Genomic DNA, 18,450 nt, shown 5'->3' on the forward strand with positions numbered 1-18,450 from the left:
AAAAGTAGACAAAGAAAAAAAACCCTGCAAAGCAGGGCCCTTCTTATACTAGCTTGTACTAGTAAGAAGGCAAAGGGAGAGGAGAAACCGGAGGAAGAACTTATGGGGAAACGTAAGTCTTCTCCGCGGTTGGCAACAACATCGAAGGTGATGTTGTTATAATTATTTATGTCCAATCTAAATGAAGATATACATCATGAAATTAAATTTTATGTTTGGCTTTTTATTTTTCTTTTTTTTATTTTATGATAGGATAAAAAAGGTAAAGTGAAATGAATAGTTCGTGTTAGCGAATAGTGAGATGAATACATAAAAATGCTGAGTGGTTATTTTAAGCTAAGTTCTTCTAGTGTTCGTTGAAAGATGAATGGAATCGTATAGTTTGGTAGCGGTTACCGAATGGAGAAAGGCTTTCTATAATTGCTCGATAGATTGAAATAAAGGTAGTGACAACAGATGAGAGTAGTTTCAGGAAAATGTAAAGGGCATCCACTTAAAGCGGTGCCAGGTAATACAACACGTCCAACGACAGATAAAGTAAAAGAATCAATTTTTAATATGATAGGCCCTTATTTTGATGGCGGTACCGCCCTTGATTTATTTGGCGGTAGTGGTGGTCTTGGAATTGAGGCTATAAGTAGAGGAATTGATAAAGCGATCTTTGTTGATCGAGATAATAAAGCAATAAAGGTAATACATCAAAATTTAGAAAGTTGTCGCATACAGGAACAAGCTGAAGTATATCGAAATGATGCAGAACGTGCGGTAAAGGCTCTTATAAAACGTGAAATATCATTCGATCTTATATTAATTGATCCTCCATATAAAGATCAAAAAATTGTATCTTTAATTAGTGTGATGGATCAACATGGATTGTTACATAGAGATGGGTTAATTATGTCAGAGCATGGTAATGATGTGGTTTTACCTGAGTCTATAGGGAGACTTGTGAAAGTAAGAGCTGAAAATTATGGGATTACAGCAATATCGATTTATAAGTATGAAGGTGAGGGGACGGAATGACTAGTATAGCTATTTCTTCGGGAAGTTTTGATCCAATTACCCTTGGGCATCTGGATATTATTAAAAGGGGAGCAAAAGTATTTGATGAGGTATACGTAGTAGTTTTAAACAACTCGTCAAAAAAACCGTTCTTTTCAGTTGAAGAGCGTTTAGATTTAATTCGAGAAGCAACAAAGGATATTCCGAATGTAAAGGTAGATTCACATAGTGGACTATTAGTGGAGTATGCGAAAATGCGTAATGCAAACGCGATTTTACGTGGGCTACGAGCGGTTTCTGATTTTGAATATGAAATGCAAATTACTTCTATGAATCGAAAATTAGATGAAAATATTGAAACCTTTTTTATTATGACAAACAATCAATATTCATTTTTAAGCTCGAGCATTGTGAAAGAAGTTGCGAGATATGGCGGAAGTGTAGTAGATCTTGTACCTCCTGTTGTAGAACGTGCTTTAAAAGAAAAGTTTCAAACCCCGTTAAAGTGAACGGGGTTTTTCTTTGTTGCTACGAAAAAATAATAAGATAACATATACATATAAACAAAATAATGTAAATATCGGTCCATAGTGCATAAAAGATGTCCAAATTTCATGCAATATAGAAGAATGATTTGGTAAAAATACGGGAATATCTTTTTGCATAGGTGAAAAAGAGGTTACTTTTTCATAAAATGGTTTCCAAAATATAAAAGTGAAAATAGGAGCAAGAATACTTTGAATAATTCGCGCGAAAAAATAGGGCTTAAATCGGATGTCTGTTTCAGCTAATATGCTAGCAACTTGTGCCTGAATAGAAAGGCCGCTAAATGCTAAAATAAAGCTAGTTACCATAGCTTGCTGCAAGAGGGGTGTTTCATTTACTTGACTAATCATTTGGCTTCCGAGTGTCATTTCAAAAATACCTGATAATATCGGAATGCTAAATTCTGTAGTTAGTTGGAAGAATGATAAAATATGTTGCATAATAAAAGAAAGTGATGCTGTAATATGAAATACAGTAATCATTTTATTTAAAACAGAGAATAAAATAATAAATCCACCAATCATAAGTAAAGTTTGAATAGAAGAAACGATAGCGTCCCCGAGTAATTTTCCTATTGGTCTTTTTTCTTGCATGCGTGTCTCGTGTAGGATTGAAAAAGGGTTTTGAAAAGGACGTTTTTTAGTAGTATGTTTATCATTCGTGGAAATGTTGTTGCCGTAAAAACGCATTAATAACCCGACGGCAAAGTTACTTAAATAATGTGCAGCAGCTAATACGATTCCTAATTTCGGATTATTGAAAAAACCGATAGAAACAGCTCCGAAAATAAAGAGTGGATTAGATGAGTTTGTAAAAGATACGAGGCGCTCTGCTTCGATTTGTGTTAGCTGATTACTTTTACGCAGTCTAGCGCTTAATTTGGCGCCAGCAGGGAATCCTGAAGCCATTCCCATTGCCCAAACAAATCCGCCTATCCCTGGAACGCGAAAAAGTGGTCGCATGAGTGGTTCTAATATAACACCTATAAATTTTACAACACCAATACTAATTAGAAGTTCCGCAATGATGAAAAACGGTAAAAGTGAAGGGAATACAACTTCCCACCATATATTTAACCCTCGAATGGAAGCTTGCAAAGCAGCTTGGGGGTGGAGTACAAGAGAAAAGGTTAAAAACAATGTTGATATGGTAAGGAAAGCCGTTTTCCATTTTTCATACATGTAAGTAAATCCCCCTTTGTCCCAAAAAACGTTCATTTCAGTATACGTGGATACGTGGTGAATTTAGACCATAAGTATGAAAAAAGGAATGAAAAAAAATAAAGGGTGAGAAAAATGAAAGAACCGAAAATTGGTTTAGCTCTTGGGTCTGGGGGCGCAAAAGGATTTGCTCATATTGGTGTAATAAAAGTTTTAAGGGAAAATGGTATACCGATTCATATGATTGCAGGAAGTAGTATGGGGGCTTTAGTAGGTACATTTTATGCAGCTAGCTCAAACGTTGAAAGGCTGTATAAACTGGCAAATGTTTTTAAGAGGAAATATTATTTAGATTTTACGGTTCCGAAAATGGGATTTATTGCTGGAAAACGTGTTAAAGATATGATTAAAATGTTTACATATAATAAAAATTTAGAAGAGTTAGATATCCCAACAGCTGTTGTGGCTACTGACATCTTGAAGGGGGAAAAAGTAGTTTTTACAAGTGGTCCTGTTGCAGAGGCGGTGAGAGCTAGCATATCTGTACCTGGAGTGTTTGTACCAGAAAAAATAGATGGACGATTATTGGTGGATGGCGGAGTGATTGATCGTATTCCAGTATCGGTTGTGAAAGAGTTAGGTGCCGATATTGTTATTGCTGTTGATGTATCCCCAATTAAAGTGAATGGAGAGGTTACGTCTATTTATGATGTAATTATGCAGAGTATTGAAATTATGCAACATGAGCTTGTGATGAATCGGCAAATTGCATCGGATTTAATGATGCGACCAGCTGTAGAACAATTTAGTTCACGTGCTTTTACAAATATTGAAGACATTATTCGAGTTGGAGAAGTAGAAGCTGAAAAACATGTTGCAAATATTTTTTTATTAATTGAGCAATGGAAGGAGAAACATAATGTTTAAGCGTTTTCGGTTTATATATGCAATTTTAATAGGGGTTATATTGGCGATGTTACTTGTTTATGTGCGGTTACCATATTATGTAACAAAACCAGGAATGGCGGCCAAATTAGAGCCTTACGTTCAAGTTGAGGGTGGAACGAAAGAATCTGGTGATTTTATGCTTGTTACGGTTTCAATGGGACCAGCAAATGTGGTGAATTTAATAGCGGCACAGTTTAATAAATATACACATATTTCGAAAGCGGAAGAAATATTGCAAAAAGGTGAAAGTGATGAAGAATATCAATTTCGCCAAAATTATGCGATGAAAGATTCGCAAAATGCAGCAATCTATAATGCTTATAAACGTGCAAATCGTACGGTTTCTTTTGAGAATAAAGGTGTATTGGTTGCTGGTGTAGCGAAAGGGATGCCGTCAGAAGGAAAGCTTAAACTTGGAGATGTCATCGTAGCTGTCGACGGAAAAACATTTGAAAAGACGGAGCAATTTATTGAATATATGACAGGGAAAAAAGAAGGAGATACAGTAAATATTGAGTACAAGAGGAATGGAAAACAGTTAAAAGAAGATCTAAATGCAAAGACCATTCCAAATGGAAATGGACGCGTTGGTATAGGGGTTTCTATCGTTACGGAAAGAGAATTAGTGGTAGATCCGAAAGTGCAAATTGATTCTCATGAAATAGGCGGACCATCGGCGGGTCTAATGTTTACATTAGAAATATATAATCAACTTGTGGAAGATGATTTAACAAGAGGGCATGAAATAGCTGGAACAGGGACGATTAATGAAAAGGGAGAAATTGGCCCGATTGGTGGTATTCAGCAAAAAGTGGTCGCTGCAAGTGATGCTGGTGCTGAAGTGTTCTTTGCGCCAAATGAAAAAGGTGCGGAGAAATCAAATTATAAAGATGCACTTGAGGCTGCGAAAGATATTAAAACAAAAATGAAAGTTGTGCCAGTTGATACGCTGGATGATGCATTACTGTATTTGGAAAAAATGAGCGAGAAAAAATAAACCTCTCTGAAAAAGAGAGGTTTTTTTATAGAAATTTTGCAGTTGATTCATCATAACGAATTGGATGGTGTGTTGCATCTTGTTTTAGTAGTTGTGTTCGTAATGGTTCTTGCATGATGGAGAAATATACAGAATTGGCTTTTCGCTCTATATGTAAAGTGGGATGGTCAAATGTTTTTGTATGGGTAAGGATGGGCAGTTCTATTTTTTTCTTGTTTTTTGAAAGGTAAGTTTGTCCTTTTTGTGACATGCCTAGTAGACGAATGTACGGTGCATGCTGCTCTATATTTGCGCTATGTATTTCTTCTTTTGTTGTATTTGTTAAAATGTGTGTACAAGCTCTTTGTAATCTAGTCCACGTATAACGCTTCGTTTTTAATGCTTCCATGAATGAATGGAAGGAGGAACTGGTTTGTATTTTTGATAAAATACGATGCTCTAAACCTTCTTCTATTTCATATATATGTCGTAAGTCTTCTGGAGACATCGTCATGAGTTTGTATTTAAAAAATGAAAAGTATTGTTCCCAATTATGTAAAATCCCGTAGTTTTGTTTGTAACTTGCTAAAAGAGAAGCAGTCGCTTTTGGGATAAAAGGTTCAATTTCTGCAAAAGAACTATTTTCGCTAAAAAGTTGCTTGCGAATACTAGTTGCGCTTGCAATATGTTGATCGCTAAATGTTTCATCATGATAATGAGATGCGAATCTTTTTATCGTTTGTGCTTGCATAGAACTATTTTGTAAGAAAATTGATTTCATGTATTGGAATCCTAATATGTTATTCGGTTGTGACATGTCTATGTTTTTTTCGGATGGTAAAATGTGTAGGAAGGCGTCAGATGTAGCTTTTGCGTAACTGTTACCCGCATTCATAAATTGCTTTACAAGACGATTAAAAGTCTCTTCTTCATTTTTTTGCACAGAGATGGTGTTATGAAAATTTTCGATTTGTCCATCTTCACTACCGAAACAAATTTCAGAAACGTGTAGGGCGTTTAAAATGGAAATAGCACCATTTGCAAAGGTTTCAGCCTTTTGTGTTGAAAAGGCGTATGGAAGCTCTACAACAAGGTCTACACCGCATGATAAGGCCATTTTGGTACGATACCATTTGGATAGGAGCGCTGGCTCACCACGCTGTAAAAAAGGGCCACTCATAACAGCGATTGTAATATCAGCGTGTGTTAACTTTTTTGTTTGTTGCACATGATAATCATGACCGTTATGAAAAGGGTTATATTCAACAACAATACCACTGGCTTTTATGGTAATCTCTCCTTTCGATGTAGCATCTTTTTGAAAAACGTGATACTCTATATATTATTTACTATGATGACTTCATTATAGTGTAAAGAAAAAACATTGACAAATATAAAATGGCTAGCTATAATTTTGTTTGTTGCCTTGAGGTGATATGATATGAAATGGTCCATCCATCAATTGAATAAATTGAGAAATAAAGGATTGACATTGGATGAGATGGTAGATGTAAGTGAGCTACAAGAGGTCGAGAAAGATATTCGTGAAATTAATCCTGTTCATGTAACAGGAAGAGTTGATTTTGGCTCCGGTAAGTTTACGTTCCATCTACATATAACTGGAAGCATGGTTTTACCATGTTCTCGCTCTTTAGTAGATGTGACATTACCATTTGACATTAAAACAACTGAGGTGTTCCAAACTTCACAAGAAGAATTTGAAACTGAAGCTGAAATTCATTGTTTAGAAGGAGAAGTACTTGACTTACTGCCCGTAATCAAGGAAAATATACTTTTGGAGATTCCAATGCAAATTTTCAGTGATGATGTTTCTGGTGGAGCACCGATGCAAGGTCAAGACTGGCAAGTGATTTCGGAAGAAAACAAAGAAAAGACTGTTGATCCAAGATTAGCAGGACTTGCAAAGTTTTTTGACAAATAATCGGAAGACTGGTTTAGGCCTTCATATGAAAATAACTATTTCTTTTAAGGAGGTGGGAAGAATGGCTGTACCTTTTAGAAGAACTTCTAAAACAGTAAAAAGAAAGCGTCGTACGCATTTCAAATTATCAGTACCTGGTATGGTAGAGTGCCCAAGCTGTGGTGAAGCGAAATTAGCTCACCGTGTATGTAAAGCATGCGGTACTTACAAAGGTAAAGAAGTAATCAGCAAGTAATTGCGGGAAATAAACGTAGAAGATATCTTCTACGTTTATTTTTTTTGTCTTATTCTTCATTTGTTGTATTCTATCTTTTCTAGTAACTGCATATGTTTAATAAAAAATGCATAGGGAGGACTAGAGAAATGGCGACAACAAGACAAGATGCTTGGACTGATGATGAAGATTTGCTTCTGGCAGAAGTAGTACTCCGGCATATTCAAGAAGGTGGAACGCAATTATCTGCCTTTAAAGAAGTGGGAAGACATTTATCTCGTACACCAGCAGCATGTGGCTTTAGATGGAATTCTTACGTTAGAAAGCAATACAAAGAACGTATCGAAGAAGCAAAGCAACTACGTAAAGTAGAAAATTATGAAGTAAAAGAGACGAAGGTATTAGAGCCCACGTCAATTACGTTGAATGATGTTATTGATTTCTTGCAAAATTATAAAGATGAAAACTCCTTAATGGTGTTGCAACAGCAAATTGAATCGTTACAAACAGAGAGAGAGAGTCTTTTGGAGCAATTATCAGTATATGAGGAAGAATATAGAACTTTGCTTGATTATATCGATCAAAAAAGAAGTGTAATGGTAGCAGAGAGAAATAGTGCTCGTTCGAATGGGAAATTAGAAAAGTTAAAGAAATAAAAAAACAGCTGCTATGTAGCTGTTTTTTTATTTCTTATGCAGACTCTTCGTTTGTAACCGCATTCAAATTTGTTTCTGGGTTCCAAACATAAAAATCACCATCAGGTACTGATACAGGCTGGAAATTTAATTTATCCCAAAAACCAGCTGAATGGATACGTGCGATCGTTTTAATTGGGAACTGTAGCCCCTTCGCATAATTTACAAGCATTTCTCCGAATCCTTGTTTTTGGAAAGTTGGTAACACTTCAAGTTTATAGAGTTCTAGGTAAGTACCTGTAATTTCGAAGGGTTCCCCACCGTTCCTTTTCATATATAGACTCATACGTGCAATTAGTGATCCACCATAATAAATACCGTAAAATGGAGATTCGCTATCGTTTTCAATAATATTTGCCTGTAATTCTTCTAACATGGATAGTTCTTGAGCTCCGCAACCTTTAAATTTTTTAAATTCGTCTAATGTTTTATAATTGATGAGCAAGCGCTCAACTTTCGGGAATCCCATAACATCACATCCTTTTCTTATCTTGTTGAATGCAGAAAAGTAAAAATATTTATAATAATATTATAACTCATTTTTTTATTTTTATGAAGATTATAGTATATTTCTTTTATTATTTTTTTGAGGATTTGCTAAACTAAGAGTAGGAGCATATTAATAGGTAGTATATACATATTGAAAGAAGAGGTTGCATTTGTTTGTCAAAGAGCAATGAAATTGTAAGCTGTATTCATGTAATTGAGGAAGATGAAGTGAAACTGTAATCGGTGGGGTTTGTTCACCTGTAGTTAATTATGATTCCGCACCAATCAGGTTTTTGCGGGATGAAAAGGGGGAGGGAAAGGGACTTATGTATTGTGTTCATATGAGTTCCTTGTATGAAAATGAAAATCGGAGTTGTAGGACCCGGAGCTATCGGTCTGTTGTATGCATTTTATTTACAAAAAAGTAGGCAAGATGTTACGTTGTTCACAAGGACAGCTAAACAGGCTGAGGAATTGAATGTAACGGGTGTAACTTGTATGAGGAAGGGAAAACGCGAAACGGAATTCCCGCCTGTTTTACCAATAGAAAGTATGCTAGACCAGAAGCTAGACTATATATTTATTGCTGTTAAGCAATATCATATAACTGACATACTGCCTTTTGTGCGAGGGGAATCCTCATTAATCTTTTTGCAAAATGGAATGTCGCACCTTCATGTTATGCAGAAAATCGGGAATGAAAATATTGCAGTTGGGATTGTAGAGCATGGTGCGAAAAAAGAAGAAAGACATACCGTTTATCATACGGGGATAGGTGTAACAAAGTTTGGAATCGTGCACGGCCAGTCTATACATTTTGAAAAAATATTAAATTGCTTTCCTTTTCCTCATTTTCCGATTCAAATAGAAGATGATTGGAAGGATGTCATGCACAAAAAATTAGTAGTTAATGTATGTATCAATCCATTGACAGCATTATTACAAGTCCAGAACGGAGAGTTGATTACGAATCCGTTTTTTTATCGATTGATGGAGCAAGTATTTCAGGAAGTCGTTTTTCTTGTTAAAGAAGAAAAAGAAATGGTGTGGGAAATGGTACGTCGTGTATGTGAAAGAACGTCTCATAATACATCATCTATGCTGGCAGATGTGAGGGCAAGTAGACAAACGGAAATCGGTGCGATTGTTGGATATGTGATAGAAGAAGCTAAGAAACAGCAACGATCCGTTCCGACACTTCAATTTTTGTTCGATGCAATAAAAGGATTAGAAGTAAAAGAATAAGTGTAATTCTTTGCTTTTACGTGCAACATTGACTACAATGTGGATTGGTGAGAGAACAGGATACGAAAGGAAGAATTATATGGAGATAAAAGAAATCTCTGTTCCGCAACAAGGTGTTGTAGCGGACTATATGAACGGTAAACAAGAGATACAGTCGTGTTTTGACTATATGTTAACAGAAGATGCTTTTAAACAGCGTGTACATGATTTGCGTGAGAGGGAGTTTTTCCGCCAAGATTTAGTAGCGCATTTATTAGAATATAATACAAAATTACAAGCGGGAGAAGCTACGATTCAAAATGTAAAAGCGCTTGGAGATGAAAATACATATGTCGTTATAGCTGGACAACAAGCTGGGTTATTAACTGGACCACTTTATACAATTCATAAAATCATTTCAGTTTTACAGCTTGCGAGGGAAAAGGAAGAAAGTTTAGGTGTTAAAGTTGTTCCTGTTTTCTGGATTGCTGGTGAAGACCATGATATGGATGAAATTAATCATACTTTTGTAACGAAGAATAAAAAAATAAAAAAGACTATTTTTCATGATCGTAATCCGAAAAAGGCGAGTGCTTCAGAGTCTGAGCTTTCTTTGGAAGACTGTAGAAAGTGGATTGAAGAAATTTTCAAAACATACCCTGAAACGAATTTTACAAAGGATGTACTGCAATTTATTGATGATTCTTTGGGGAAATCGAATACGTATGTAGATTTCTTTGGCCGTCTTATTATGAAAATGTTCGTGAATTCTGGTTTAATTCTTGTTGATTCGCATCATCCTGAATTAAGAAAATTAGAAGTGCCGTTTTTCAAACGAATTATAGGTAAGTATAAAGAAGTGCAAGAGGGGCTTCATAACCAACAGGAAGTAATTAAAGAATTAGGATATAAACCGATTATTGAAACAAAGTATAATGCAGTACATATTTTCATGGAAATTGACAATGAGCGAGTATTACTTGAAGACGATCAAGGGAAGTTTGTTGGGAAGGATGGAGCGTATTCCTTTTCGTATGAGGAATTGATTGAAGAGATGGAGAGAAGCCCGGAACGCTTTAGTAATAATGTTGTAACACGCCCTCTTATGCAAGAGTATGTATTTCCTACGCTCGCGTTTATTGGAGGGCCAGGAGAATTAGCTTATTGGAGTGAATTACAACAAGTCTTCCATACTATCGGTTTCCGAATGCCACCTGTCGTTCCGCGTATTACAATCACGTATATAGAGAGGGATATAGCGACAGATTTACACGATTTGCAATTGCGAGACAGTGATCCGTTTTTAAATAACGTAGATACGCTGCGTGAAAACTGGTTATCTAATCAAATAGAGGAACCGATAGATGATCGATTTGTAGAGGCGAAAAAAGAAATAATTGATATCCATACGTCATTACAACAGTTTGTGAAGAAAATAGATCCTGGATTAAGTACGTTTGCAGGGAAAAATGAATTCAAAATTAATGAACAAATTGAACTGTTGGAAAGAATGTTGAAAAGAAATGTTGAGAAAAAACATGAAGTGCAGCTAAATAAATTCCGTCGCATACAATTTGCGCTTCGTCCATTAGGGGCGCCGCAAGAGCGTGTGTGGAATGTGTGTTACTATTTAAACCAGTTCGGTTTGGATTTCGTTGATCGTGTAATGGAAAATCCGTTTTCTTGGGACGGAAAACATCATGTTATAAAACTATAGAATCTTGCTCTTAGGAGCAGGATTTTATTTTTGTTCCGTTGAATTTACTGTGAAGTGAAATTTTTCTGAATTATTAATTTAAAAACAGTAGATATCGTAATTATGCAGGATACTTAAATATATGACAAAATAGCACAAAATGTAAACGTATTATCATCTTTTTCGACAGTTTTTTATTTAAATTCCCGCAAAAGATGATAAAATTTAGTATATAATAAAAGAAAATAGCGATTTGTATAGTATGCTGCCTTTGTAGGCAAGTTAAATGAGTCGTTCTTTCATAGTATTTCGTTCTCTAATCGTGAAATGTGCGTTTAGGGGAGGAGATGCATTCAACATAATTAATTGGAAAAAGAGTAGGTGCAACAATGTTTAAACACGTAACAGTGCTTTTAAAGGAAACAGTAGACGGCTTAGATATAAAGCCAGGTGGTACATATGTAGATTGTACACTGGGGGGAGGAGGACATAGTTCTTATTTATTATCCCAATTAACTGAAGGCGGAAAGTTAATCGCATTTGATCAAGATGAGATAGCGATTCAAAATGCGAAAGAAAAGTTCTCTTCATACGGTGAACAGTTCATAACAGTAAAAAGTAATTTCCGTTATTTATCTGAAAAACTACAGGAATTAGGTATAACAGAAGTAGACGGCATTTTATTTGATTTAGGTGTTTCATCCCCGCAATTAGATACACCAGAGCGTGGCTTTAGTTATCATCATGATGCACCGTTAGATATGCGAATGGATCAAGATGCCCCCTTAACAGCATATGATGTTGTAAATAGCTGGTCATATGAGCAACTTGTAAGGATTTTCTTCCAGTATGGTGAAGAGAAATTTTCAAAACAAATAGCTAGGAAAATTGAAGCGTATCGTGAGAATAAAGCTATTGAAACGACAGCAGAATTAGTAGAACTAATTAAAGAGGGTATTCCAGCTCCTGCTCGTAGAACGGGTGGACATCCTGCGAAGCGAGTGTTCCAAGCAATCCGTATTGCCGTAAATGATGAATTGAAAGTATTTGAAGAAGCGTTGGAATCTGCAATTGAGATGGTCAAGCCAGGCGGAAGAGTTAGTGTTATAACATTCCATTCTTTAGAAGATCGTATTTGTAAAACGACGTTTAAGCGAAATAGTACAACGCCACAATTGCCGCCAGGATTACCAATTATTCCTGATGAATTTAAGCCGAAATTAAAGCTTATTACAAGAAAACCGATTTTACCTTCTGATATAGAGTTAGAAGAAAATAATCGAGCGCGTTCTGCGAAATTGAGAATCGCTGAAAAACGATAAAAAGGGGAGAGAGGTATGAGTAACTTAGCTGTAAAGTACAAACAACAAGCGCAAGAAGAGGTACAGATTCAAACGCCCCCACAGCAGATGGTTCAGCCAAAAGCTAAAGCGAAGATTACAAGAATCGAAAAACTGTTGTATGTAGCATTTATTGGCTTTTTATTGTATGCCTGTGTAGCGTTTATTGGAAATAAAGCAGGCCTTTATCAAGTTAATGTAGAAGCAGCGACGATAGAACAAAAAATTGTACAGCAACAAAAAGAAAATCAAGAGTTACAGGCTGAAGTAGAGAAGTTGAGTCGCTATGAACGAATCGCTGAAGTGGCAAAAAAACACGGGCTAGAAATTAATGCGAATAATGTGAAGGGCCTCAAATAAGGCAATAGGTGTGAAGGGAAAATGAAGAGAAATATGACTAAATTTCATACCAATAAGGGAGCAGGGTATTTTATGATTTTATTCCTCCTGCTCTTTTTGCTATTATTAGGCCGATTTTTTTACATACAAGCAACAGGAACAGTGCATAATCAGGATTTAGATAAACTCGCTCAGCAAAAACATAGTAAAAAAGGAGTTCTCGAAGCAAATCGAGGAACGATTTATGACCAAAATGGTCATGTGTTAGCGCAAGACGCAAACTCGTATAAACTTGTAGCGGAATTAAAAGGTGCGAATCAGGTTGAGAATAAAGAGGATACGGCAAAAAAAATTGCGGGAGTACTCGGAAAAGACGAAAAGAAGATTTTAGCCACGTTAAATAAAGAAGGTAGAAGTCAAGTCGAATTTGGAACGCTAGGTAAAGATTTGACGAAAGAACAGAAGGAACAAATAGAAGCATTAAAATTGCCAGGCATATCTTTTATTACTGAAAATGCAAGAGTGTATCCGAACGGTGATTTTGCATCTTACGTTATAGGTCATGCTAAACCGAATGAAGAGGGGATTTCGGTAGGGCAATTTGGTTTAGAAAAAAGTTTGGATAAGTATTTAAGTGCTTCTAACGGAAAAGTAGCTTATACAGGTGATCGTAAAGGTGTGTCTCTTGACGGCGGGAAAGTGAACGTAGAGGCACCTAAAAACGGAGATAACGCGTATTTAACGATAGATCAACGCATTCAAAGTTATTTAGAAGACGCAATGAAAGAAGCGAGTAAACATTATGAACCAGAAAGTTTAATAGGGATTGTTGCGGATCCAAAAACAGGGAAAATATTAGCAACGTCTAGTAAACCTAGTTATGATCCAAATGATCGTCAAATTAAATATTTCTTCAATGACGCAATTGCAAATGCATTTGAACCTGGATCAACAATGAAAATTTTCACGTTAGCAGCAGCCATTAATGAAGGTGTGTATAAGGGACAAGATTATTATCAGTCTGGTACATATCAAGTTGGAAACCGAAAAATAAAAGATCATAACGGCGGCGCTGGATGGGGATCTATCACATTTGATGAAGGGGTAGAGCGCTCTTCAAACGTAGCGTTTGCGATTTTAGGGGATCAAAAACTTGGTCCAGAACGTTTCCGAAAGTATATTCATAGCTTTGGATTAGATGAAAAAACGAAGATTGATTTACCTGGTGAAGGTTCAAATACAATTATATTCGATCAGCAAATACAGCAAGTAACAACAGCATTTGGACAAGGTTCTACTGTAACACCAATTCAGCTTGTGCAAGCTGCAACTGCTATTGCAAATGATGGAAAAATGATGAAACCTTATACAGTTGATAAAATTGTAAATCCAATAACAGGGGAAGTAAAATTAGAACATAAGCCAGAAGAAGTGGGAAAACCTGTTACAAAAGAAACAGCAGCGCAAGTAAGACAGTTATTAGAACGTGTTGTTACATCGCCGAAAGGAACAGGAACTGCTTATAAAGTCGATGGTTATTCAGTTGGTGGTAAAACAGGAACAGCACAAATTCCGGATGGAAAAGGTGGCTATATGACAGGAAGAGAGAATTATATATTCTCGTTCTTAGGTATGGCACCTATGGATGATCCGCAGCTTGTTGTTTATGTAGCTGTTAAACAACCAAAATTGAAAGATGATGAGAGTGGTGCACAACCTTTAGCTGATATTTTTAAATATGTAACGAAGAATAGTTTAGAGTATTTAAAGATTAAGCCTAATGAAGTGAAAGATCCGAAGAAATATGTGAAAGAGCAGCAAACTGCTGTTCCAGATGTAGCCGGAAAAACGATGGAAGAAGCGAAAAAAGCTATTGATAAAGCAAAACTTCGTCCAATCGTATTAGGTGAAGGGAAAGTGCAGCAGCAAGTGCCGAAAGCGACTGAGCAAACATTGAAGGGTGACCGAGTCTTCTTAGTAGGAGATAAACCTACAATGCCAAATATACAAGGCTGGGCACTGCGTGATGTTATGAATTTAGCAAAAACATTAAAGCTTAATCTAAAACCTACTGGTACCGGATACGTAACTGAACAAAGTGTGGCAGAAGGAACATTGTTGCAACCTGGTACAGAGTTAGGTGTAACACTTGTACCGCCACTTGAACCACAACAAGAAGCAGAAAAACCGTAATGGTAAAAGAGAAGAAGTTCTAATTAAATAAGTACAAGCATATATTGGAACAAGCTAGGCGTAAGGGAGGCTTGTTCCAATATGCGTGTATCAAATGTAACGGTTAGAAAACGACTTATTTTTATACTCATATCAGGTATACTTATTTTCACTATCATCGATATTCGTCTTGGATATGTGCAATTTTTTCTTGGAAATATGTTAACGGATCGTGCGAAGGATTCATGGAGTCGTAATATTACTTTTGAACCTGAACGTGGGAAAATTTTAGACCGAAATGGTGTGGAACTTGCTACGAATAAAAGTGCCCCAACTGTCTTTGTTGTACCGAGGCAAATTGAAAAACCAGCAGAGACTGCAGAGAAGTTAGCTGCAGTATTAGGTGTGGAAAAAGATGAGATTTATAAGAGAATTACAAAAAAAGAATCAATTGTAAGGTTAGATAAAGGCGGAAGGAAAATATCACATGATAAAGCGAAAGAGGTACGAGGATTAAGTTTGAAAGGTGTTTATATCGCAGAGGACTCTATCCGGTACTATCCATTTGGCAACTTTTTATCACACGTATTAGGGTTTGCAGGTAGTGATAACCAAGGTCTTATGGGACTAGAAAAATATTATGATAAAGAGCTAAATGGTGATGACGGTCATGTGCGTTTTTTTGCAGATGCAAAAGGACAAAGGATGCCTAATGTTGGTGATGATTTCAAAAAACCAGAAGCTGGCTTGAATTTAGGCTTAACAATTGATGCACGTATTAATAGAATTATGGAAAGAGAAATGAATATTGCAGAGTCGACATATAATCCAGATGGTATGATTGCGATTGCAATGAATCCGAAAAATGGTGAAATTTTAGGTATGTCGAGTCGACCGAGCTTTGATCCAGCAGATTTTCAAAGTGTTTCTCCAGAAGTGTATAATAGAAATTTACCAGTATGGAGTACGTATGAGCCTGGTTCAACATTTAAGATCATTACGTTAGCAGCAGCCTTGAATGAAAATTTAGTAGACTTAGAGAAAGATACGTTTTATGATGATGGAGCAGCTGAAGTGGGTGGAGCTAGATTGAAATGCTGGAAAGCAGGAGGTCATGGTAGCCAAACGTTTTTAGAAGTAGTTCAAAACTCATGTAACCCAGGATTTATTGAACTTGGTGACCGTCTTGGTAAAGACCGATTGTTTAAATATATTCGTAATTTCGGCTTTGGACAGAAAACCGGAATTGATTTGCAAGGTGAAGGTAGTGGGATTTTATTTAATTTAGATAAAGTCGGTCCAGTCGAGCAAGCAACAACTTCATTCGGTCAGGGTGTTTCTGTTACGCCAATCCAACAAGTAGCGGCAGTAGCAGCGGCTGTAAATGGTGGAACATTGTATCAACCATATATAGCTAAGGAATTTATTGACCCGAAGAACAATCAAGTTGTAAGTAAAAAGACACCTGTGGAAAAAAGAAAAGTTATTTCCAAGGAAACTTCAGAAAAAGTTCGGTATGCACTAGAGAATGTTGTAGCAAAGGGATCTGGTAAAGGTGCTTTCATTGATGGGTATCGTGTAGGTGGAAAAACAGGTACGGCTCAAAAGGTGAAAGATGGTAAATATTTAGAGAATAATTATATAGTATCTTTTATCGGCTTTGCTCCAGCAGACGATCCGGAAATTGTTGTCTATGTTGCGGTTGATAATCCGAAAGGTGTAACTCAATTTGGTGGAGTGGTAGCAGCGCCAATTGTTGGGAACATTCTTCGTGATGCACTTCCTGCTATGGGCGTGAAACCGAGAACAGAACAAGTTGAGAGAGAATATAAATGGGGCGATATACCAACTGTGGAAGTTCCGAATTTAATTGGTATGAAAAAGAAAGATTTACAGACGCAACTCGTCGATTTGAAGCTTGATATAAGCGGAGACGGAGAGAAAGTTATTAAACAATCCCCAGAAGCAGGAGCTAAAGTGAAAGAGGGCTCAAAAATTAGAATTTACTTCGGGAATTAAAGGTAACCTAGTACGTTTTATGGTACAATTGGTGGAAGTGAGTTCTTTATAGAAGAGTTACTTAATTTGAGACCATAAGAGTTTCAATTATAAATAAGTCTATTTATTAGACACAGTAGCACTTACCTCCTATTTTACATATTTAGGAGGTAACGTGTTGCTTATTAAAAAAGAGATAAATACACAATGTAGAGAGGGTTTAGTGAAATGAAGTTGCATACACTTGTATCATGTTTGCATGATTTTCCAGTTGTTCCAAAAGAAAATCCAGAAATCACATCTATAGAAGCTGATTCACGTAAAGTGAAAGAGGGAAGCTTATTTGTATGTATGAAAGGATATACGGTTGATAGCCATGATTTTGCTAAGCAAGCAGCGGCACAAGGAGCGGCTGCTATTGTTGCGGAAAGACCAATTGATGTTGACGTTCCAGTTGTACTTGTGAAAAACACTTTTCGTTCGTTAGCGGTTTTAGCTGATTATTTTTATGGTCAACCAACACACAAGTTACATTTAATCGGAATTACAGGTACAAATGGAAAGACAACAACATCGCATATTATGGATGAGATTATGCGCGCACATGGTCATAAAACGGGGCTAATTGGAACGATTAATATGAAAATCGGTGATGAAACATTTGAGGTGAAAAATACAACACCAGATGCACTAACACTTCAACAGACATTTTTAAAAATGGTTGAGCACGGTGTAGATAGTACAGTAATGGAAGTTTCGTCACATGCTTTAGATCTTGGTCGTGTACACGGATGTGATTACGATGTAGCAGTGTTTACAAATTTAACACAAGATCATTTAGACTATCATAAAACGATGGAAGAATATAAACATGCAAAAGGGTTGCTATTTGCACAACTGGGCAATAGTTATAATCATGATCGTGAAAAGTACGCGGTACTGAATAACGATGATGCTGTAACTCCGGAATATATGAGAAGTACTGCGGCGACTGTTGTAACGTATGGAATTGATACAACTAGTGATATTATGGCCAAAGATATTGTTATGACGAGTGGTGGAACTACATTTACGCTTGTAACACCGTATGAAAGTGTAAATGTTACGATGAAATTGATTGGGAAATTTAATGTATATAACGTACTAGCAGCAACAGCGGCAGGACTTGTTTCTGGTGTAAGTTTAGAAACGGTTATTGATGTAATAAAGCAACTAGCTGGAGTTCCAGGACGTTTTGAAGTAGTTGATGGTGGACAAAATTATACAGTTATTGTTGATTACGCACATACACCAGATAGCTTAGAGAATGTATTAAAAACAGCAAAACAGTTTGCAAAAGGCGATGTATATTGTATCGTCGGTTGTGGCGGAGATAGAGATCGAACAAAGAGACCAATCATGGCAAGTGTTGCAACAAAATATGCAACTCACGCAATTTACACTTCAGATAACCCAAGAAGTGAAGAGCCAAGGGCTATTTTAGATGATATGGTGCAGGGTGCAAATGGGAATAATTATGAAGTAATTATTGATAGAAAAGAAGCGATATGCTATGCAATTGCTAACGCGAAAGCTGAAGATATCATCATTATTGCTGGTAAGGGTCATGAAACGTATCAAATTATTGGTAAAGACGTTCATCATTTTGACGATCGTGAAGTCGCTAAAGAAGCAATTAAAGAGCGTTTAAACAACGAAGAGTAACAACG

17 protein-coding genes are annotated in these 18,450 nt (G+C 36.4%); 14 read left to right on the forward strand and 3 right to left on the reverse strand.

The features are described 5' to 3' along the window. Positions 1-456: 456 nt before the first annotated feature. Complete coding sequence (gene rsmD, locus ACXVYO_RS22740) at positions 457-1,023, forward strand: 16S rRNA (guanine(966)-N(2))-methyltransferase RsmD (RefSeq protein WP_001266982.1); 567 nt, start codon at positions 457-459, stop codon at positions 1,021-1,023. Beyond that, a complete protein-coding gene (coaD, locus tag ACXVYO_RS22745; protein WP_000200598.1) occupies positions 1,020-1,511 on the forward strand; it encodes a pantetheine-phosphate adenylyltransferase in 492 nt (163 codons plus the stop codon). Before rsmD ends, coaD begins: the two co-directional genes overlap by 4 nt. Here the strand turns inward: coaD and ylbJ are convergent. Then, the gene (gene ylbJ, locus ACXVYO_RS22750) at positions 1,503-2,729 is read right to left on the reverse strand and encodes a sporulation integral membrane protein YlbJ (RefSeq protein ID WP_458468541.1); all 1,227 of its coding nucleotides are present in this window, start codon (positions 2,727-2,729) and stop codon (positions 1,503-1,505) included. The genes coaD and ylbJ overlap by 9 nt on opposite strands. A 114-nt stretch (positions 2,730-2,843) precedes the next feature. Here ylbJ and ACXVYO_RS22755 point away from each other — a divergent pair, with 114 nt between their 5' ends. Both ACXVYO_RS22755 and ACXVYO_RS22760 read left to right on the forward strand, forming a co-directional pair. After that, a complete protein-coding gene (locus tag ACXVYO_RS22755) occupies positions 2,844-3,635 on the forward strand; it encodes a patatin-like phospholipase family protein (RefSeq protein ID WP_061678258.1) in 792 nt (263 codons plus the stop codon). Beyond that, positions 3,628-4,653: a SepM family pheromone-processing serine protease gene (locus ACXVYO_RS22760; protein WP_458468542.1), complete on the forward strand. Its 1,026-nt coding sequence runs from the start codon at positions 3,628-3,630 to the stop codon at positions 4,651-4,653. The genes ACXVYO_RS22755 and ACXVYO_RS22760 overlap by 8 nt, the downstream gene beginning before the upstream one ends. A gap of 25 nt (positions 4,654-4,678) precedes the next feature. Here the strand turns inward: ACXVYO_RS22760 and ACXVYO_RS22765 are convergent, their stop codons facing one another. Then, on the reverse strand, positions 4,679-5,920 hold the full coding sequence (locus ACXVYO_RS22765) for a nucleotidyltransferase (RefSeq protein WP_458468635.1): 1,242 nt from the start codon (positions 5,918-5,920) through the stop codon (positions 4,679-4,681). Between the two features lie 153 nt (positions 5,921-6,073). On the opposite strand from ACXVYO_RS22765, the gene ACXVYO_RS22770 reads away from it, so the two are divergent. The 3 genes from ACXVYO_RS22770 (at position 6,074) to ACXVYO_RS22780 (ending at position 7,444) form a co-directional block, all read left to right on the forward strand. Continuing rightward, positions 6,074-6,574: a YceD family protein gene (locus tag ACXVYO_RS22770; RefSeq protein ID WP_061678255.1), complete on the forward strand. Its 501-nt coding sequence runs from the start codon at positions 6,074-6,076 to the stop codon at positions 6,572-6,574. Between the two features lie 61 nt (positions 6,575-6,635). Then, complete coding sequence (gene rpmF / locus ACXVYO_RS22775) at positions 6,636-6,809, forward strand: 50S ribosomal protein L32 (protein ID WP_001984764.1); 174 nt, start codon at positions 6,636-6,638, stop codon at positions 6,807-6,809. A 128-nt stretch (positions 6,810-6,937) separates the two neighbouring features. Next, the gene (locus ACXVYO_RS22780) at positions 6,938-7,444 is read left to right on the forward strand and encodes an RsfA family transcriptional regulator (protein ID WP_458468543.1); all 507 of its coding nucleotides are present in this window, start codon (positions 6,938-6,940) and stop codon (positions 7,442-7,444) included. 34 nt (positions 7,445-7,478) lie between these two features. Here the strand turns inward: ACXVYO_RS22780 and ACXVYO_RS22785 are convergent, their stop codons facing one another. Then, positions 7,479-7,952, reverse strand: coding sequence for an N-acetyltransferase (locus tag ACXVYO_RS22785; RefSeq protein WP_048563207.1), 474 nt, complete (start codon positions 7,950-7,952; stop codon positions 7,479-7,481). Between the two features lie 374 nt (positions 7,953-8,326). On the opposite strand from ACXVYO_RS22785, the gene panE reads away from it, so the two are divergent. The 7 genes from panE to murE all read left to right on the forward strand — a co-directional run bounded on the left by panE (position 8,327) and on the right by murE (position 18,445). Next, positions 8,327-9,217, forward strand: coding sequence for a 2-dehydropantoate 2-reductase (gene panE / locus ACXVYO_RS22790; protein WP_458468544.1), 891 nt, complete (start codon positions 8,327-8,329; stop codon positions 9,215-9,217). 79 nt (positions 9,218-9,296) lie between these two features. Next, complete coding sequence (gene bshC, locus ACXVYO_RS22795; protein WP_458468545.1) at positions 9,297-10,913, forward strand: bacillithiol biosynthesis cysteine-adding enzyme BshC; 1,617 nt, start codon at positions 9,297-9,299, stop codon at positions 10,911-10,913. A gap of 368 nt (positions 10,914-11,281) precedes the next feature. Beyond that, positions 11,282-12,214 carry a 16S rRNA (cytosine(1402)-N(4))-methyltransferase RsmH gene (rsmH, locus tag ACXVYO_RS22800; RefSeq protein ID WP_061678251.1) on the forward strand — a complete coding sequence of 311 codons (933 nt, stop codon included), beginning with the start codon at positions 11,282-11,284 and terminating at the stop codon, positions 12,212-12,214. A 15-nt stretch (positions 12,215-12,229) separates the two neighbouring features. Continuing rightward, the gene (ftsL, locus tag ACXVYO_RS22805) at positions 12,230-12,592 is read left to right on the forward strand and encodes a cell division protein FtsL (protein ID WP_000067081.1); all 363 of its coding nucleotides are present in this window, start codon (positions 12,230-12,232) and stop codon (positions 12,590-12,592) included. A 21-nt stretch (positions 12,593-12,613) separates the two neighbouring features. After that, on the forward strand, positions 12,614-14,764 hold the full coding sequence (locus tag ACXVYO_RS22810) for a penicillin-binding protein (RefSeq protein ID WP_458468546.1): 2,151 nt from the start codon (positions 12,614-12,616) through the stop codon (positions 14,762-14,764). An 81-nt stretch (positions 14,765-14,845) separates the two neighbouring features. Then, positions 14,846-16,762 (forward strand): stage V sporulation protein D, encoded by a 1,917-nt coding sequence (locus tag ACXVYO_RS22815; RefSeq protein ID WP_458468547.1) that lies wholly within the window; start codon positions 14,846-14,848, stop codon positions 16,760-16,762. Between the two features lie 207 nt (positions 16,763-16,969). Further along, the gene (gene murE, locus ACXVYO_RS22820; RefSeq protein ID WP_458468548.1) at positions 16,970-18,445 is read left to right on the forward strand and encodes a UDP-N-acetylmuramoyl-L-alanyl-D-glutamate--2,6-diaminopimelate ligase; all 1,476 of its coding nucleotides are present in this window, start codon (positions 16,970-16,972) and stop codon (positions 18,443-18,445) included. Positions 18,446-18,450 lie beyond the last annotated feature (5 nt).

Source organism: Bacillus sp. BC08 (assembly GCF_054326875.1).